We start from the raw sequence: 17,361 nt of genomic DNA on the forward strand, positions 1-17,361 counted from the left end.
GCCCTCCTCAACTCATCATGCTTGTTTTTTTCACATTGATATTAATCGGAGCCGCATTGCTGGCGCTTCCCCACTCTTCCTCCACCGGAAGTTCAGTTGGTCTGCTGGATGCATTATTTACGGCCACGTCAGCAATATGCGTAAACGGACTCGTTGTCTTGGATACCGGCAGCGTGTTTTCAACTTTTGGACAAGTCATCATTATGATGTTGATCCAAATTGGCGGACTTGGCTTTATGACCTTTGGTGTCATGGTCGCCATTGTTTTGGGGAAAAGGATTGGCTTGAAACAACGGCTCATCATCCAGCAGACCACCTATTCAACTTCGGCACAAGGTTTGGTTAAATTGTCAATGTACATGGTACTTATCGCTTTCGCATTTGAAGCACTGGCAACGATTGTTCTAACACTTCGTTGGCAATCGGATTTTGGATGGGGGCAGGCGGCCTATTACGCCCTTTTCCATTCCGTTTCCGCATTCAACAATGCCGGTTTCGCCCTGTGGTCTGACAGCCTGACACCCTTCGTTGGCGATCCGATCGTCAATATTACGATTGTCCTGTTATTTATCATTGGAGGTCTCGGCTATATCGTCATTGTGGATGTATTCCAAAAACGTTCATGGAAAAAACTTTCGCTTCACTCCAAGGTTGTTCTGGTCGGGACAGGAACGCTGTCCCTGCTCGGTTTTCTATTTATATACTTTATGGAGAGCTGGAATCCGTCAACCTTTGGCCAATTGAGTGGGAGCGAACAAGTACTGGCTGCTTTTTTTCAAGGCATAACGCCACGAAGCTCGGGGTTTAATACGATTGATATCGGCAGTATGCTGGCAGCTTCTCAGTTCTTCATTATTATTCTGATGTTCATTGGTGCTGCTTCCGGAGGGACAGGCGGCGGTATTAAGATCAATACACTTGTTGTACTCATATTAGCTACGATCCAAACCTTTCGCGGGGGTGGTCAAATCCATGCCTTCAAGCGCAAAATAGCAGGCGAAACCGTTATGCGCGCACTGGCCGTTGTCATGAGTTCTCTGGTGGTTGTGCTGGGAGTTTCCCTATTGCTGACCATTTCAGAAGGAATGCTGGAAGAACATTTTTTGGAAGTGCTGTTTGAAGCGACATCCGCTTTCAGCACTACTGGATTGTCGATGGGATTGACAAGCGAATTATCTCCCGTGGGGAAATTCATTGTAACCATAACGATGTTTGCCGGACGGCTGGGTCCCTTGACACTGGCTTACGCATTGGCTCAGAAAAAGCGTTCATCCAAAATTGGCTACGCGGAAGATCATATTTTGATTGGATAAGACGAGATAATAAAAAAGCCGCGATTGCGGCTTTTTTTAATTATGTTGTGGCTAGTGCAGGTTTATTTCACCATTCAAGCTCACCTTTAATATCATTTCGGATCATCATCAGTTTGTAATTTTGCATTGGTTCCTTTGCATCAAATCGAGTGTTTTGATCTTAGACGTAGGCTTGATATTGTACGGGATCGTATTTGCGTAACAAAGCTAGAATCATTCTGTATTGTTTTTTTCATCTTACACGATCATTCTCCAAACCTTGTTGACTTCATTCATGTTGGAGTTTGCAATATGGTATAGCTCATTATGTATCCCCCCTTTGACTTGGTTAAAGTCATCGATTAATTTCATGCATTTTTATAGGGGTATGATGGTTGGCGAGGAAGTTAAAGAACAAAGGCTGCTCCTTATAATTTCCCAATATTACGAATCGCTCTGTCCCAGTGCTTATACGAGCTTTTGTATTGTGATGATTTGTTTATAATTTTGAGACCTTTCTACATCTTCGTTTGAGATATTTGTTTGTTATGCTTTTATTTGGGAGCACGGATTCTTTGAATTTCGGAAAATCGTCTTCTCACAGAATACTCAATGAAGGAGGTTTCCATATGGGTTTAGAAAATGAAGCTTTCTCATTTTTCCCGTTCGGCGCTTTATTTTGTCTCACGCTGTTTTCTTTCCTAGCGGTTCGTGTATACGCGATTCGTCATCGACAAAAAGGTGATCATCAAAAGCATGACTTTGCTATGATTCTGAAGGAGCGAATGGCCAAAGGCGAAATAGATGAGAAGGAATATCGCATGCTGAAAGATTTTCTGTCTAATAGAGACTAGGAAGATTGCGGGTATCATTGTCGTACCTAGCGCGTCGGGTGACTACACCATCGACATTTACGGCTCTATCGCACTGGGGTTAGTTATCCCAAACATCATCTTTCAAACAAAACGAGAGGAATTGGTATAGGATGAAAAAAATGATTAGCTTACTCATGTCGTTAACGCTTATGTTAAGTCTGTTTGCCCCCGTAGCAAGTGCGAATACAAAAAAGGATCAAGATGCCAAGGACAAAAGTGTACATGTTCAAATCGTACTGTTCGATGGGTTCGATCTGCTGGACGCGTTAGCGCCATATGAAGTATTCGCTGCCGCTGGAATGTACTCCGGAGGGAAAGTCACAGTAGAATTGGTATCCGCAGAAGGCAAGCGTTCGGTTCCGAGCGGTCTGAATGGGCCCTCCCTTGAAGCGCAAGGCGTAATTGACCCCGTTCGTTCTGGAATTATTGTGGTTCCTGGAGCTTCGGGTAAGCCAGCCGGAAAATCAGAAGATTCTATTCCTAATATATTGAAGCAGGCTAAGGATACTGCTTTAACAAGTATGATGAAACAAGCTTTAAATAATAAGGAAGTCACAGTGGTTACCGTGTGTGGAGGTTCATTGGTGCTGGCTATGGGTGGTTTGTTGAAAGACAGATATGCTGTCACCAATCAAATAGGCATGGGTGCACTAGGAGCTCTCGGGGCAATTCCGGTTGATGCAAGAATCGTGGAAGATACTCCGCGCTTGGTGACTCCCGGAGGTGTTACTTCCGGACTTGACGTGGCCTTGTATTTGGTTGAGCGTGAAGTAGGGCCACAGATTGCGAATGCCATCGAAAAGTTATTCGAGTACGAGCGTAGAGGAACAGTATGGCAAGCAACAGGCATTGCGCCGATTCATTTCGAGGCTGATCAGCCAAGACAGGGGCAATAACCGTTCCCGCCCTTATTGTCCATGCCCGAAGGTGAAATACAAGCAAGAGGGTATCTCAAAGGATCTTACATCTTGCGAGATGCCCTCCTTGTTCCGATCTATACATAATGATGAAACAGAAACAGAATGTATTACTTTTTTGAACCCTCATAGGCTCGCTAAGCCGCTTTGCTTTTTCTGACATGCCAAATCGTTCCATCTCTTCTTGCGAGAATGGGTACTTTGCCTGTCTGCTTGAAAAAAGCTTGATCGGAAGTGCTACGATTATGACCGCTGCTGCAATCATTGCAATAATGCCAGCAATATAATCCCAGGTACCCGCAAGATCATGGGTTGTAACGTACCAAGTATAATACACCCCTATCGGACCATGCAGAAAAATACTCGCCGCAAGTCCTGGATTATAAAAGCTCTTCAATTTTCTGTTCATTACTATGCCATGCATGAGTATTTGGGAGAATCCAAAGTACATGGTTGCTAATCCTAACCAGATAGCATCTGAAAATATAATCGCAGCCATGTAGAACGGATAAGCTAACACGACGTTTACTACCATGGCAAGCTGGCTATTTTGCGGATATCTGTCGGGCGCTTCCTTCTCACCGTTCATGATGACATTAAAAAAAGCAGGAAAGCCGCCAGGCAGTCCATACTCTTCGAATTGGTGAACCAGCAATGACATAAAACTGAAAATCAGGATTTTTTCAATTTGGCTGACGCCGTCTCCAAAAAAGCCCATGACGAAGGACATGATCACAAATAAGATACCACCTATATAATACCAATTTCTGCTATAAAATTTCATATCCAGTCCCCCTTTTATTGGTTGAATTTATGGAAGCTTCAGCTGCTGTCTCAGTTGATTTTTAACGGATATCCGAATATTATATAAGCATTCACTTATATTTAATGGGCAAGGAGGAGTTGAATTGGAGCAGATCCACGAAATGGTCGAAAAGTTGAAACTGTTAAGCGATGGTACACGTCTCACCATTTTGGCTTTGCTGAAGGACCGGGAGTTTTGCGTATGCGAGCTTGTTGATATCCTGGAGATTTCTCAGCCTGGTGTGAGTCAGCATTTACGGAAGTTAAAATCCCAGGGCCTTGTAAAAGAAGATAAGCGCGGACAGTGGGTGTATTACTCCTTGAATGTAGATGATAAACCCTATATTAAGTCAGTACTCGAATACACACCCGATTCGAGGACTATTTTAAACGTCCTGAATAAGAAAGATATAACTTTCATTTGCAAATGAGTTTTTTGCGCCCTTTATATAAGTACATAGTTATATAATGATCGATGAAATACTGACTTAATCATTAACGGAGGTCGTAATGGTAACTGTTATTTTAGCATGTATTATTTTTTTGATTACCTTAACTCTGGTCATTTGGCAGCCTCGAAATTTATCCATCGGATGGTCAGCTTGTGCCGGTGCTGTCCTTGCGTTGCTTGTAGGAGTAGTTAATATCCAAGACGTCTGGGACGTAACTCAAATGGTCTGGAATGCAACCCTGGCTTTTGTCGCAATTATCATCATTTCTTTAATCTTAGATAAGATTGGATTTTTTGAATGGGCTGCGCTGCATATGGCACGAGCTGCTCGGGAAAGTGGCATCCGTATGTTTGTGTACGTCAGTGTTTTGGGCGCTATCGTAGCTGCATTTTTTGCAAACGATGGAGCAGCGTTGATTCTGACACCCATCGTGTTGGCAATGGTAAGGGCGCTTAATTTCGATGAGAAAAAAGTATTTCCCTTCATCATCGCGAGTGGATTTATCGCGGATACCACCTCACTTCCGCTCGTTGTAAGTAACTTGGTCAATATCGTTTCCGCTGATTTCTTTGGGATCGGGTTCACGGAATACGCCAGTCGTATGATCATACCGAATTTGTTTTCTTTGGTCACCAGCATCTTAGTCCTGTACCTCTTCTTCCGAAAAAGCATTCCGCGGCAATTTGAAGCCACTCGCCTGAAGAAGCCAACTGATGCCATCAAGGATCCCTTGATGTTCCGTATTTCCTGGTATGTCCTCACGCTTCTATTGTTCGGGTATTTTATTAGCGAGTTTCTTGGTATTCCAGTGTCCGTCATAGCAGGTATCATAGCTTTTATGTTCCTGCTATGTGCTCAAAGGAGCCGCAGCGTCCCAACTCAAGAGGTTCTCAAAGGAGCTCCCTGGTCCATTGTCTTTTTCTCCATTGGCATGTATGTCGTGGTGTATGGACTTCGAAATGCAGGGCTTACAGACCTGCTGGCACAAGTAATACAATCCGTTGCAGATCAAGGATTGTTTGCCGCTACAATGGGTATGGGGTTCATTGCTGCGATTCTGTCATCTATCATGAACAATCTGCCCACTGTTATGATTGATGCGCTCGCTATTGACGCTACCCAGACGTCTGAAGCGATCCGAGAAGCGCTGATATATGCTAACGTAATCGGTTCTGATTTGGGACCAAAAATAACACCTATCGGCTCATTGGCTACCTTGCTATGGCTTCATGTGCTTTCCAACAAAGGGGTTAAGATTTCTTGGGGGACATACTTTAAAACGGGGATGATCCTCACGATCCCGACATTATTTATTACTTTGCTGGGGCTTTATCTGTGGTTAACTTTTTTGTAATTCATATATAAGGAGAAGATACATCATGGAGAAAAAAACGATATACTTTTTGTGCACAGGTAACTCATGCCGGAGTCAGATCGCAGAAGGGTGGGCAAAAAAACATCTGGGAATTGGCTGGAATGTTTACAGCGCGGGTATCGAAGCACATGGCCTGAATCCGAATGCTGTTCGAGCTATGCATGAGATTGGCATTGACATTTCAGACCAAACCTCCGATATCATCGATCCAGAACTGCTATATAACGCAGATTTGGTTGTGACGCTGTGTGGTGATGCTGCGGATAAATGCCCTGTCACTCCACCGAACGTAAGAAGAGAACATTGGGGGTTTGATGATCCCGCCAAAGCCCAAGGAACAGATGAAGAAAAATGGTCAGTATTCCAGAAGGTTCGGGATGAGATTGGTCATAGAATTCAACGGTTTGCCGAAACGGGTGAATGAACTAGAGATAACAAATAGAACAAGCCGGTGAGCTGAACTGAACCCCAACTGTTAGTGTGTGTCTCTAACAATTGGGGTCAGATCATCCCTAGGGCTTGTTCTTCGGCATCTAACCATCAATACATATCGAACCGCTTGAATCTCACTGCCTTAACTCCGATGTTAGCTGCTCTGTCCTTATTTAGCTGGAGGAATGCTCTGCGGATTGTTAAATACATTATTCGGATCGTACTTCGCTTTCACTCTTTTTAATCTGGCGTAGTTCTTTCCATAATAGACTGGCCCTGAACATTTGATGCCTTGGTCCGGAACGTTAATATAGGAACCTACGATGTAAGGCTGCAGCTTCTTCCTGGTGTTCCGAGCTAAGGCGATATTTCTGGCAGCATGGGATGGCTTCACCCATGAGCTGTTCCATTCAACGTAAAATTTGGGTTTTCGCCAATAGAATGCGGTGGCTCGAGGTGCGATACGACTTATGGCCCCGCCCCAGTTCAGGAAGTAGAAGCCGGCTGGCGTGCCCCCTTCAGCTTTTTCTAAGAATTTACGTATGGTTTTGTAAGCTTTATTCGGAAATGGGCGTTTGCCAAAGCCGCTGGAGAACTGGTTACTGAACCTTTGCGTAAGCACTGGATCAGGGGCTAGCAAAAACTTCGTTGCTTCCCTGTAAGGCAGGTAACGAATGGTTTTTTGAGTCGGTGTACCGACGCTAAGAATAGGCTCCAACTGACGAAGCGCCTCGCTTTTTGACCCGAGGTAGACCCCCAGCATGCTGACATTCCCGCCTTTTTTGGGACCGACACTTAATTCGCTGCCGAGCTTAGTGCTGGCGTTAGGAGCCCATACCTGCCATTTCTTCACGACTTTCTCGAACTGCTCCCATGGCCAGATGATGCTGAATACGGTAGCATTAGCCGGAGCGCGCAGCACTTTGAATTTGTATTTGGTGTAGACACCGAAGTTGCCACCGCCACCACCGCGGGAAGCCCAGAGGAGATCGGAATTTTGTTTCTTATTCGCTCGAATGATTCTCCCTTTCGCGTCCACCATTTCGAGTTCGATCAGATTATCGCTGATGAGCCCCGTCGTCCGCTGCAGCGGCCCGATTCCACCGCCCGGCGTAATGCCGCCGATCCCAACGCTCGGACTATCGCCAAATGGCGCCATATAGCCTTGCCGCGCCAGCGTATCCACGATTCTTCCTACCTGGTTCCCTGTCTCCACAACGGCTGTACGGCTCTTTTTGTTCAATTGAATCTTCTTCATCTCGCTAACGTCGATGACAAGTCCTCCATTAACCTGTGAAAGATTGCCCTCCAGGGCATGCCTGCCACTTCTCGGACGTAACGGGACATTATTCTTGCGAGCCCAGCGGATAGCGTTTGCCACATCCTGTGTTTTCTGAGCGAATACGAACACTTTCGGATATCGGTCCGTATGCGGATCCCAGTTCTTGCGGGCTGCTTCATAACCAGGGTCTCCCCTAAAAATCACTCGTCCTGTAAGCTTAACCTCTGATCTCATTTGATTTAACCGACTCCTTATTTGGAATGAGTATGCTTTTTATCATAAAGTTAGGCAGATTCTATATAACGTATGTAGGAACGTGATGTGGCGTATGGGCTGGAGCGGATATGCAGCTTGCGTCAGAAAAGTTCTTATCGTCCGTCATTTAGACATTCAACTCATGGTGTGAATAACCAAGTTTTGCAAACCATATAAGCAGCCTCTTCCGACTCGCTCGGATTCATCACCATTAAAATTAATGAGCACGAAAAATAGAGCGAATTCATCGCAGTATCAAAAAAAACCAACTCTGAAAAAGAGTTGGTTTTCTGAAATCCATTCAAATCCCTATTTTTTCAAGCTTTTCAAAAACGCCATCCACCCATACTTGGTCATCCCATCGTTTGGGATCTTGAAGTTTTCTGACAGCGGGATGTCCTGTTACAATCGTATCCACACCATCTTTGTTGCCAAAGTATAAATCCACGATTTTTAATGCCTTGTTTTCAGCTTGAACTAACAGCTTGAGGCTCATTCCAGCACCTTGGTTCGAAAAAGGCAACTCCACGAAAAACAGGTTGCCATCAAGTTTCTGAAGTTCTGCTTGTTTAAATTCATTTTCCAAACCGAAAATGAACCTGACGGCTCCCTTCACTTCCTGCCTTTGTTCCAACTCTAACATGGTATTTGTGTACTCAAGAAGATTCCCGTTCGATATGTAATTGTTAAATGAGACTGTTTGTTGTTCTGCAATAGCACCGGTATATAAATTCACAAAAGCTTTTGCGAATGCGACAACGGTTTCTTTATCATCATCACGAATTTGACTTCCTAGAATTGAAAATTGTTGATTGGCCAGGTCCCCTAAGATCTCTGCTGCTGATTTCTCTGGTAGCTCCAAAGAGGCTTCCTCACCTGATGGTGTATTCTTCGAGTTCGTAATCTGTACGGATGCAACTGCTAACATAATAACAATTGAGAATAGAAGCAGCCAGAATCTTGATTTTCTATAATTCCACACGCTGTTTAATCCTCCCTTTTACATTTACCTCTCCAGCTTATAACCTGTTTTCAACAAGTTATCGACCTTGTATTGGCACTAATCCATTCAAATCAGCTGCCGCGGTATTCTTCTTAGCTACACTCGTCAGGTTTATCGCTTTGAAAATGAATCACCATTGCGGTCTTGTCATCCGATTTCTTAAATCGGATATGGTTTATACACTCTGGGTCGCTATCTTCAAGTTCCAGTAACTCTTGAGTGTACAGTTTGATACCTTTTGTTAATATTTCATGGGCAACAAAGCTCCAATACGAGTTCTGTTCAGGCACGACACTGCTCGGCAAAAACATCCCGTCGGTCAACAAAATAATATGTTTCAGACCTGTCAGATTAATTTTTCCGTATTCGAGGAAACGCACGGCATTCTTCTCCCCATTGAGGACTCCGTAGCCTCCATCCGTGTTAGACTGATATCTGTTCTTGGTTATTGTATCAATCACGGTTTCATGAAGCTCCTTCTGGGTGTTCAAGCCCCTCGATATTCCTTCCTGCCATTTAGCGAATGCCGGTGCTTCTAAGTGAGAAACTTGTCTCCAAGTTAAAGGGCGTACCTCTCCATTATCATACACGGCCAGAATCATGCAATCCCCCGTCTGTATGAATTCCACACCATCATCCTGAACATGTAGGATGGACAATGCCGCTCCCCAAAGCTCTTCTTTTTTCTCCAAGTCAATATTTGCAAGTACCATTTGTTCTCTAAGAAGATTATTGACCTCAACTATATGGTCCCTTAGACTTCCAAGTTCAGCAAGAGATTCGAAGTAGTCTCTTAACAGATTCGCTGCAATAAAACCGCCAGTTTCCTTGTTGGTGTTTAAGTAGGCTGTCAATGAAGATACTCCATCCACAACTCCGTACACATTTGCTGTGGGATGAGAAATAACGGCATCCTCGTTTAGTAGCCCAACGCCTTTTTGGGTGATAACCTCAAAAGTTACAAACAACTTGTCACTCCGTTCTCCAATCTCATAGTCACACTTCTTATTCATACACTCTATCCATAGTTCAACATGGATGCCGTACTATCCTGCCCGTAAGCAGCTACAACAAAATGGCGGGCAGCATCTCGAACATGCTTTCCCGCCATTTATAGATAGCTCGTATGATATCCCTTATACTAAGGGATCAGTTTCCACACATCAACACCTGGCGCTCCAGGTGTTTCACCTTGTGTCCACCATTTTGCTTCATAGTTGGAGCCGTTATGTGTGACTTTGGTTCCACCTAGATAGGCTGTAGAAGAATTCCAAGCAGGATAAGTGGTTGGAGCTGGGGGTGTACTTGCAGTCAGAACGTTGCTTGCAGCGGATACATTGCCAGCGGCATCAACGGCTTTGACAGTAAATTGATAGAAGGTATCCGGCGTCAAGCCAGTCACAAGATGTTCGATGGTCGCTCCACCCGAGACCGTGGCTACCAGCGTATTGCCTGCAAATATTTGATAGCCTGTCACTCCTACATTATCGGTAGAAGCATCCCACATGAGAGGGATCGTTGTGGATGTTCTGGTTCCCATGACATGAAGATGGCCAGGTGCTGTTGGCGCCTCTGTATCTGGACCCGTCACAGGAAGCGTTGTAAAGGAAACGGCATTGCTCGCGGCGGAGATGTTACCGGCTGCATCAATCGCTTTAACCGTCAAGTTATAGACAGTATTGGCTGTAAGACCCGTTGCGTTGAAGGTTAATGCACCGTTAGTCGATCCAATTTGGTTGGGGCCGTTGAAAATTCGGTATCCAATTACACCTGTGTTGTCTGTAGAAGCATTCCAAGTAATCGTTGCGCTTGTTGTCCCAATATTGGATACTGCAGCTGCTGTAGGGGCAGTAGGTGCGATATTGTCAACGCTACCACCGAAATCAACGTCAATTACATTATAGAAGGCATTTAGCGTGTCCGAAATTTCCCAGACCGCTAGAATGACTTGATATCCGGTACGACTTGGTACGTTACAAGTGTCCGAATAGGTACTGCCAGGCATTTGACCGTTGTAAGGCACCGTACAGAAAGGAGTTAAGTCGAAGGAATCGCGAGTTAACGGTGCATTAGGGTTCCAGTTCTGCTTCGTGATGTAATATTTCCAGCTCGCTGTTGCATGCGGTACTTTAATCTTCCAATTAAATGTGTTTGAACCCGGTGCTATGTTCACTTTGGACCAACGCGTTGCCGACTGCTCGTCAAGCGGAGAGAAATGCTGTACGCCTGCGCTTGCAATTTTCCCATCGGCAGGGCCTCCGGCCGGAAACCCTTTATGAGCTTCCAAGCTATAGGGCTCATAAATAATCAATCCACAGTTTTTATTAACGTTGCTCTCACAGAGTCCTGCACGACTGTTGGTCACATTTCCGTGGGCGGAAGCTTGTTCCGTAAGCAACAGCGACATTGCAAATAAAAACATGAATATAATTCCGCTAGTAATCAGCATTCTGGACTTATTAACACAAAATAAACGTACTTCAGGCATCATGAATTCCTCCATTATTATATTTTGTTAATCTGAGAGCCCATAGCTGCTTGTAACTCACCTCCTATTTAAAATAAACCTCCAAACCCTCAATCCCTATAAACACTACCGCCTCCTTCATGATCACGAAAATATATATAAACTCACATGGGAGCTTATATTCGTTCGTTCCACACACAAGCTGGGAGAGGTTCGAAGAGTTGGTAAAATCTTCGTTGTTCGAACTCTATAGAATATGCCAAGATGCGTGATTGTGGATGAAATCGAGGATTCTATGAACATGCAGAATGGGGCCATGAAGTATGGATTTAGTTAACCCGACTAAAGATGGAGGACTGTCTTGAGCGCAAATGGAATGTTATCTACGGCTGTCGGTGCTTGGTGCCAAACGCGTAATACAATTAAACCATATTTTTCCTGTATTAGAAAGTATATCTTTACTCCACCGAACAGCAAAGTGGGAAGCCTTATTCTCGACTTCCCACTCTGTTTATAATGAGTTATTTAATTTCCTTGATTTTTGTAAGATCCCCGCTGCATAGGGCTTCAAGATTATCAAAAATTTTACGAGCTGGCCAGTTCCACCATTTAATGGCCAGGAGATCATTGATGAGGTCGTCATCAAATCTTTTCTTAATTATTTTGCAGGGATTCCCGCCTGCAATATGGTAAGGAGGGACATCTTTTGCAACAACAGAGTTGGCAGCAATAATTGCTCCATCACCAATATGGACACCTGGCATTACGGTAACATTTTGTCCGATCCACACATCGTTTCCAATTACAGTATCACCTTTAAAGGGCAAATCTTCCAGTGCTGGAGTCGATCTCTCCCAACCATTGCCCATAATGTTGAATGGATAGGTAGTGACACTCTGCATTCTATGATTTGCACCATTCATGACAAATTCAATTCCCTTTGCTATTGCGCAAAATTTTCCGATAATCAGTTTATCTCCAATAAATTCATAGTGATGTGTGACATGCTTTTCAAACTCGTCAGCACCGTTTATGTCGTCATAATACGTGTATTCACCAACAATAATATTGGGACGTGTTACAACGTTTTTAATATAGCATATGCTTTTAATTGCTTCATTAGGGTAGATTGCATGAGGATCAGGCCCATATTGCATATCCATGTCCCTCCTTCGTGTTTTAGTTAATAAGACGATGTTCTACTCCGTACGAGAAAACGCCATTATAGTCACATATTGTAATTATAACGCTTACTTAGTCGCCTGTAGTACAGCCAAGTCCTGATTGAGAACGAACCATAGATTAAGATTAATATGACAAACAAAATCATGTTTAAAAGTTCAATTTTATCCAGATTGTAGTTGAACATCTGATGAATATTTGCCCCTATGAATAAAATATTAAAAATGACTAATGGAATGAACATACAAGAATAGGTGACGGCTATACGTCTAGCATGTTTTAATTGATGTGATTTATCACTGTAGATTTGTGGTTCTTCCTCGCCCATTGAGTATTCACGGCTCCATAGAGTCCATTTTTGAAAGGATGAGGTGGAAACATAAGCACTCTCCCAGCCAGCATCTCTATGAATATCGAAGTAGCTTTCATCTGTATTATTTTGATAATCCGCGCAATAACTTATTTTGCGAGGACTTCCTATTTTAAAATAAAAAACGGTTCCTGTTTTACCAACACGAAAAAGATTAAGCCCCTGTTCTTCCATTGCTTCAAGCCACTTTTCAAGCTTATCCGGAGCATACATCCATGCAATTCTTCTCTTAACCACTAGTTGACCTGAACGCATTAACCACTTCTCTTCATCCTGGCTTAACCTTCTTTCAACGGTGCCGCTTCCCTGGAGTTTCTTTCGATGTGTGTTTTCTGCGATCAATTTCTTGTTGATCTTGTTAATTTTCATAACAGAATAAAGTGCAAGTACCCATAGGGCAATTCCAATGCCCATTGAACTGTATGTTAAAATCCAAAGAGGACTTTCGACAAAATGAACCGGTACATCTTGAAAAAACAATGTCGAGCGGATGATAAGATTAAACATAACAATGATCGTTAAATAGATTAAAACACTTGCGAAGATGTACCCTATCGACTTATTGTGCTTGACTATGCCTTCGCGTACTGGGAAGGTCTTAATTAATTCCTGAGGTTGTTCATTCGCCGTTACATACCACCTTCCACTTTGCAGAATCTTCACCCATCCATCATCTAATAAAACTTTAGAAAGCAAATGGGGTTGGATTTTGTCGAATCCGATCCTGTACGTTCTTTTTCTCGGCTCAGCTTGCTCAAAGATAAAAAGCCGTGTACCTTTATTTATTTTCACTAATTGGTGACCCTTTTCCGCCATAGAGGAGAGCCACTCTTCGGTTTTCTGTACATCATAACTCCAGAATGGCCTAAAAATCTTTGTTATCATAAAAACCCTCCCCATATTTCAATGCATTCTGGTACAGCTCTTTAAGTCTGTCGATCTCAGCCATGATTAATTTTTGTCCGATCTCAGTCACTCCGTATACCGTTTTTCTTTCCTCGTCGGCAAATACGGTTATTATCCCGTCTTTTTGCATTTTTGTTAAAGTTCCGTATACAGTACCTGAACCTAATCGGATTCGCGAATTGGAAATTTCCTCCACGTGTTTAACAATTCCATATCCGTGACGCGGTTCAGCCAAGGACAGAAGAATATAAAAGGCCGTTTCAGTCATGGGTATATATTTTTTCAGCACTTTTTCAATGTCCAGAATTTCCACCTCACTTGTCTTTGTATTGTTCAACTATGTCACAACTATATATATCACGTCACGACTATATCACGTCGTGACATAAAATTCAACACTGCCTATTTGGACCTGGGGGAGCTTCTCTTGTTATGATGTAGAAGTAAAAGCCTCTTATTTTAAATACAAAGGGTTGAGGTTATGGTCATATTTCAATTCATACTATGGTTGATTGCTCTGGTGACACTTATATTGGTGGTCTCCATCGTGCTGGTCAGCTGGAAAAACGGAATCTCGCCCATGCCTGCATCCAGTCATGTCAGACAGGTCGTTATTCAGGAAGTAAACCGCATTCCCGGTTACGGTAATGTGATTGAAGCGGGCTCCGGGTGGGGAACGCTGGCTCTGGACGTGGTCAGGTCTTGTCCTGGGAAACGGCTTACGGGTATTGAAAACTCACTCGTCCCCTTGTGGTCATCGCAGCTGCTTGCGTTTGTAAATGTCCGCATTCGACAGACCAGAGGCAGTCGGAATTCTCTGGAGGGACGGCTGCGATTCATTCGTGGCGATATCTACAGCCGTTCATATGAACATGCGGATTGTGTGATCTGTTATTTATTCCCCGGAGCGATGAATCTTCTCGTGGACAAATTCATCCGGGAACTGCCGGCTGGTGCCAGGGTGATTAGTGTCTGTTTTGCTTTGCCAGGCAAGGTACCGCTGCGTACCATCACGTGCCGGGATGCGCTATGCACCAAGGTGTATGTGTATGCTTTTTGATGAATGAGCTGTTCCTGATGGGGGAAAGAGGATTGATTGCTTAGTAGTATGACTTGCTATAGATTCATCCGTAATATGAGCAAAAGCAGCCGCTCCATCGGGTCGGCTGCCTCTGTCTTATTCATCTGATTTTAAAAGTTCTGCTCAATTGATGTAATAACCATCATGGTGTATTTAGCCTAACTGGCGTTTAAATGCTTTACTTGCAAAGAAATAAGCGATAATCATGATACCGACACACCAGGCAAGCGCGATCCAGATATCGTTGCCGACAGTCCCTTCCTGCAAGAGGGCCCGAATGGCATTCACGATGGAAGTCACGGGCTGGTTCTCAGCGAACACACGGACAATGGTAGGCATAGTCTCGGTTGGAACAAAAGCCGAACTGATAAACGGAAGGAAAATCAACGGATACGAGTAGGCTGTCGCCCCTTCCATAGACCCCGCCGTCAATCCGGGAATGACCGCCAGCCATGTCAGCGCCAGTGTAAACAGTCCGAGCATACCCGCTACCGCGAGCCAATCCAGGATATTCGCACTGGAACGGAAGCCCATCAGGAGCGCTACGAGGAAAACCACTACAATCGTAAGCGCATTGGATACAAGCGAAGTCAATACGTGCGCCCATAATACCGACGAGCGCTTAATAGGCATGGTAATGAAACGCGACATCAGCCCGCTCTTTACATCATTAAACAGCCGAAGGCTCGTGTATGCTACACCCGATGCGATAGCCATCAGCAAGATTCCCGGCAATAAATAATTGACGTAGTTGTCCGTGCCGGTCTCTATGGCCCCCCCTAATACGTAGACAAACAACAGCATCATCATAATCGGCGTAATTGCCACCGTGATAATCGTATCCGGGCTGCGCATGATGTTGCGCATTAAACGCCCAAGTAATATCCCTGTGTTGCTTTTCATTTACATTCCCTCCTTATTGCCGATCATCGCCAGGAAAATTTCCTCCAGCGTCGGCTGCTTCTCGATATATTCCACTTTCGCTGGCGGGAACATCGCTTTGAGTTCGGTAAGGGTACCGGTCTTGATAATTTTCCCGCCATGCAGGATGGCGATACGGTCTGCCAGTTGTTCGGCTTCCTCCAGGTACTGGGTCGTCAGCAAGATCGTCGTGCCGCCTCCGGCAAGCTCCTTGACGGTATCCCAGACTTCAATTCGCCCTTCGGGATCAAGTCCTGTCGTCGGTTCGTCGAGAAAAATGACGGCTGGCGTTCCAATCAAACTCATGGCGATGTCAATCCGGCGCTTCATCCCACCGGAGTATTGGTCTGCCCGGCGATGGGCCGCATCAGTCAGGCTGAATCTTGCAAGCAGATTGTCGGCAACTTGATCGGGATTGGAAACGCCCCGCAACTTGGCGATCATGATCAGGTTTTCCCTCCCGGTGAGCATGCCGTCTATAGCTGCAAATTGTCCTGTCAGACTGATGCTCTGGCGAACATCATCCGGTTGACGCTGCACATCAAAGCCACTAACCCGAGCTTCGCCGCCATCTGGCTTCATCAGCGTTGAGAGAATGTTCACCGTGGTCGTCTTGCCCGCTCCATTGGAGCCCAGCAGGGCGAATATCTCACCACGTTGCACTTTAAAATCCACCCCCTTTAAGACCTCCTTGTCTTTAAAGGATTTTTTCAACTCTTTTACAGAAATTGCTGCATGACTCATACTTTCTTCCTCCTCATAAGCTATTTAGTCTGACTTATAATAAGTATTACTTAGTACCGGACCAAAAATATAACTGAATAGCGAAGGCGGCAATTCACATTGGGTAACCAGCTAATCAGTCGATATGATCTATTTATTTATTTTTTCCCAACCGGTTCTGGATGCTCTGATTCAAATCTTCGCGGTATTTGGCGACATAGGTTTTCGCATTTGCGACTAATTCATCGGCGAAGGAAGCCACATCGTCTCCGGTGATATCCAGCACTGGTCTTCCTTCCGCCGCACCACCTTCAAACAATTCGATTAATTCATATTGAATGTTCAGCATATCCATTCCGCTGCCCGTTGCGAAATTCCACATATAGTTTTGAATTTTCTTAAATACGAACTGATAATCCTCTGGCAGGGCATCCACCCGTGCCATCATCATCTTGTATTCTTTTTTATCACCGATCAATTTTTTGAACAGTTCCATCATATTAATTTTTATCCTCCTTTGATCTCAAATCGTTGATTTTGGATGATACAAAATCCCACTTCTCCCAGAACAATTCAAGTTCCTGGCGGCCAGCTTCATTAAGCGAGTAAAATTTGCGGGGCGGCCCCATATCTGACGGCTTCTTTTCGATGTTCACCAACTGTTTCTTTTCTAATCGCACGAGGATGGTGTAGACTGTCCCTTCCACGACTTCGGTAAACCCTAGATCGTTCAATCGGCGGGTAATCTCGTAGCCATAGGTTTCATGGCGGCTGATGATTTCCAATACGCAGCCTTCCAGCGAACCCTTCAGCATTTCAGTTAAATTGTCCATATTCAGAACCTCCTTTATTTCGTCCCTCCTCTAATTAGTCTGACCTATATATTCAGTACAACATAGTTCCAAGGGAAGTTTTACTCCGTAGCTTATGGAAATCACGCTATTTAGTATTACTTATTACACGTACATCGTAACACCGAGTAGTGGTGCCGTCAACTATTTTTATAAATTATTTTTCCAGCCTC

Annotated in this window: 19 protein-coding genes; 7 read left to right on the forward strand and 12 right to left on the reverse strand. The window is 44.3% G+C overall.

From position 1 onward, the window contains the following. Positions 1–17: 17 nt before the first annotated feature. From PVOR_RS15565 to PVOR_RS15575, 3 genes are all read left to right on the forward strand, one after another. Positions 18–1,313, forward strand: coding sequence for a TrkH family potassium uptake protein (locus PVOR_RS15565; protein WP_234972965.1), 1,296 nt, complete (start codon positions 18–20; stop codon positions 1,311–1,313). A gap of 608 nt (positions 1,314–1,921) precedes the next feature. Next, a complete protein-coding gene (locus tag PVOR_RS15570; protein WP_006210284.1) occupies positions 1,922–2,146 on the forward strand; it encodes a hypothetical protein in 225 nt (74 codons plus the stop codon). Between the two features lie 131 nt (positions 2,147–2,277). After that, the gene (locus PVOR_RS15575) at positions 2,278–3,063 is read left to right on the forward strand and encodes a DJ-1/PfpI family protein (protein ID WP_006210285.1); all 786 of its coding nucleotides are present in this window, start codon (positions 2,278–2,280) and stop codon (positions 3,061–3,063) included. A 55-nt stretch (positions 3,064–3,118) separates the two neighbouring features. Here the strand turns inward: PVOR_RS15575 and PVOR_RS15580 are convergent, their stop codons facing one another. After that, positions 3,119–3,868 carry an HXXEE domain-containing protein gene (locus PVOR_RS15580; RefSeq protein WP_006210286.1) on the reverse strand — a complete coding sequence of 250 codons (750 nt, stop codon included), beginning with the start codon at positions 3,866–3,868 and terminating at the stop codon, positions 3,119–3,121. Positions 3,869–3,992: 124 nt separating this feature from the next. On the opposite strand from PVOR_RS15580, the gene PVOR_RS15585 reads away from it, so the two are divergent. The 3 genes from PVOR_RS15585 to arsC all read left to right on the forward strand — a co-directional run bounded on the left by PVOR_RS15585 (position 3,993) and on the right by arsC (position 6,139). Further along, a complete protein-coding gene (locus PVOR_RS15585) occupies positions 3,993–4,319 on the forward strand; it encodes a metalloregulator ArsR/SmtB family transcription factor (RefSeq protein WP_006210287.1) in 327 nt (108 codons plus the stop codon). Between the two features lie 79 nt (positions 4,320–4,398). Then, entirely contained in the window at positions 4,399–5,694 is a 1,296-nt protein-coding gene (locus tag PVOR_RS15590) for an arsenical efflux pump membrane protein ArsB (protein ID WP_006210288.1), read from the forward strand. A 25-nt stretch (positions 5,695–5,719) separates the two neighbouring features. Next, a complete protein-coding gene (arsC, locus tag PVOR_RS15595; protein ID WP_006210289.1) occupies positions 5,720–6,139 on the forward strand; it encodes an arsenate reductase (thioredoxin) in 420 nt (139 codons plus the stop codon). Positions 6,140–6,316: 177 nt separating this feature from the next. On the opposite strand, the gene PVOR_RS15600 is transcribed toward arsC, so the two are convergent. From PVOR_RS15600 to PVOR_RS15630, 7 genes are all read right to left on the reverse strand, one after another. Then, positions 6,317–7,663 (reverse strand): FAD-binding oxidoreductase, encoded by a 1,347-nt coding sequence (locus tag PVOR_RS15600; protein ID WP_006210291.1) that lies wholly within the window; start codon positions 7,661–7,663, stop codon positions 6,317–6,319. Positions 7,664–7,985: 322 nt separating this feature from the next. Then, a complete protein-coding gene (locus PVOR_RS15605) occupies positions 7,986–8,612 on the reverse strand; it encodes a hypothetical protein (protein WP_152826243.1) in 627 nt (208 codons plus the stop codon). Positions 8,613–8,779: 167 nt separating this feature from the next. Continuing rightward, the gene (locus tag PVOR_RS15610) at positions 8,780–9,700 is read right to left on the reverse strand and encodes a protein phosphatase 2C domain-containing protein (protein WP_006210295.1); all 921 of its coding nucleotides are present in this window, start codon (positions 9,698–9,700) and stop codon (positions 8,780–8,782) included. A gap of 128 nt (positions 9,701–9,828) precedes the next feature. Beyond that, positions 9,829–11,175 (reverse strand): lytic polysaccharide monooxygenase, encoded by a 1,347-nt coding sequence (locus PVOR_RS15615; RefSeq protein ID WP_006210296.1) that lies wholly within the window; start codon positions 11,173–11,175, stop codon positions 9,829–9,831. Positions 11,176–11,675: 500 nt separating this feature from the next. Further along, positions 11,676–12,311, reverse strand: coding sequence for a Vat family streptogramin A O-acetyltransferase (locus PVOR_RS15620; RefSeq protein WP_006210300.1), 636 nt, complete (start codon positions 12,309–12,311; stop codon positions 11,676–11,678). Between the two features lie 71 nt (positions 12,312–12,382). Continuing rightward, positions 12,383–13,591, reverse strand: coding sequence for a DUF2812 domain-containing protein (locus PVOR_RS15625; protein ID WP_006210301.1), 1,209 nt, complete (start codon positions 13,589–13,591; stop codon positions 12,383–12,385). Continuing rightward, positions 13,572–13,925: a PadR family transcriptional regulator gene (locus tag PVOR_RS15630; protein WP_006210302.1), complete on the reverse strand. Its 354-nt coding sequence runs from the start codon at positions 13,923–13,925 to the stop codon at positions 13,572–13,574. Before PVOR_RS15630 ends, PVOR_RS15625 begins: the two co-directional genes overlap by 20 nt. 168 nt (positions 13,926–14,093) lie before the next feature. Here PVOR_RS15630 and PVOR_RS15635 point away from each other — a divergent pair, with 168 nt between their 5' ends. After that, positions 14,094–14,672 (forward strand): class I SAM-dependent methyltransferase, encoded by a 579-nt coding sequence (locus PVOR_RS15635; RefSeq protein WP_006210303.1) that lies wholly within the window; start codon positions 14,094–14,096, stop codon positions 14,670–14,672. A 174-nt stretch (positions 14,673–14,846) separates the two neighbouring features. On the opposite strand, the gene PVOR_RS15640 is transcribed toward PVOR_RS15635, so the two are convergent. The 4 genes from PVOR_RS15640 to PVOR_RS15655 form a co-directional block, all read right to left on the reverse strand. Then, a complete protein-coding gene (locus PVOR_RS15640; protein WP_006210304.1) occupies positions 14,847–15,596 on the reverse strand; it encodes an ABC transporter permease in 750 nt (249 codons plus the stop codon). Continuing rightward, a complete protein-coding gene (locus tag PVOR_RS15645) occupies positions 15,597–16,358 on the reverse strand; it encodes an ABC transporter ATP-binding protein (protein WP_006210306.1) in 762 nt (253 codons plus the stop codon). A 133-nt stretch (positions 16,359–16,491) separates the two neighbouring features. Then, complete coding sequence (locus tag PVOR_RS15650) at positions 16,492–16,836, reverse strand: DUF1048 domain-containing protein (RefSeq protein WP_006210307.1); 345 nt, start codon at positions 16,834–16,836, stop codon at positions 16,492–16,494. A 1-nt stretch (position 16,837) separates the two neighbouring features. Further along, positions 16,838–17,170: a PadR family transcriptional regulator gene (locus PVOR_RS15655; RefSeq protein WP_006210308.1), complete on the reverse strand. Its 333-nt coding sequence runs from the start codon at positions 17,168–17,170 to the stop codon at positions 16,838–16,840. Between the last annotated feature and the right edge of the window lie 191 nt (positions 17,171–17,361).

Source organism: Paenibacillus vortex V453 (assembly GCF_000193415.1).
GTDB classification, from domain to species: domain Bacteria; phylum Bacillota; class Bacilli; order Paenibacillales; family Paenibacillaceae; genus Paenibacillus_AQ; species Paenibacillus_AQ glucanolyticus.

Bases quoted from the DNA above. Each gene is read 5' to 3' on its own strand.
- PVOR_RS15565 (WP_234972965.1), top strand. From the start codon at position 18: ATGCTTGTTTTTTTCACATTGATATTAATCGGAGCCGCATTGCTGGCG.
- PVOR_RS15570 (WP_006210284.1), top strand. From the start codon at position 1,922: ATGGGTTTAGAAAATGAAGCTTTCTCATTTTTCCCGTTCGGCGCTTTA.
- PVOR_RS15575 (WP_006210285.1), top strand. From the start codon at position 2,278: ATGAAAAAAATGATTAGCTTACTCATGTCGTTAACGCTTATGTTAAGT.
- PVOR_RS15580 (WP_006210286.1), bottom strand. From the start codon at position 3,868: ATGAAATTTTATAGCAGAAATTGGTATTATATAGGTGGTATCTTATTT.
- PVOR_RS15590 (WP_006210288.1), top strand. From the start codon at position 4,399: ATGGTAACTGTTATTTTAGCATGTATTATTTTTTTGATTACCTTAACT.
- arsC (WP_006210289.1), top strand. From the start codon at position 5,720: ATGGAGAAAAAAACGATATACTTTTTGTGCACAGGTAACTCATGCCGG.
- PVOR_RS15600 (WP_006210291.1), bottom strand. From the start codon at position 7,663: ATGAGATCAGAGGTTAAGCTTACAGGACGAGTGATTTTTAGGGGAGAC.
- PVOR_RS15605 (WP_152826243.1), bottom strand. From the start codon at position 8,612: ATGTTAGCAGTTGCATCCGTACAGATTACGAACTCGAAGAATACACCA.
- PVOR_RS15610 (WP_006210295.1), bottom strand. From the start codon at position 9,700: ATGAATAAGAAGTGTGACTATGAGATTGGAGAACGGAGTGACAAGTTG.
- PVOR_RS15615 (WP_006210296.1), bottom strand. From the start codon at position 11,175: ATGCCTGAAGTACGTTTATTTTGTGTTAATAAGTCCAGAATGCTGATT.
- PVOR_RS15620 (WP_006210300.1), bottom strand. From the start codon at position 12,311: ATGCAATATGGGCCTGATCCTCATGCAATCTACCCTAATGAAGCAATT.
- PVOR_RS15625 (WP_006210301.1), bottom strand. From the start codon at position 13,591: ATGATAACAAAGATTTTTAGGCCATTCTGGAGTTATGATGTACAGAAA.
- PVOR_RS15635 (WP_006210303.1), top strand. From the start codon at position 14,094: ATGGTCATATTTCAATTCATACTATGGTTGATTGCTCTGGTGACACTT.
- PVOR_RS15640 (WP_006210304.1), bottom strand. From the start codon at position 15,596: ATGAAAAGCAACACAGGGATATTACTTGGGCGTTTAATGCGCAACATC.
- PVOR_RS15645 (WP_006210306.1), bottom strand. From the start codon at position 16,358: ATGAGTCATGCAGCAATTTCTGTAAAAGAGTTGAAAAAATCCTTTAAA.
- PVOR_RS15650 (WP_006210307.1), bottom strand. From the start codon at position 16,836: ATGATGGAACTGTTCAAAAAATTGATCGGTGATAAAAAAGAATACAAG.
- PVOR_RS15655 (WP_006210308.1), bottom strand. From the start codon at position 17,170: ATGGACAATTTAACTGAAATGCTGAAGGGTTCGCTGGAAGGCTGCGTA.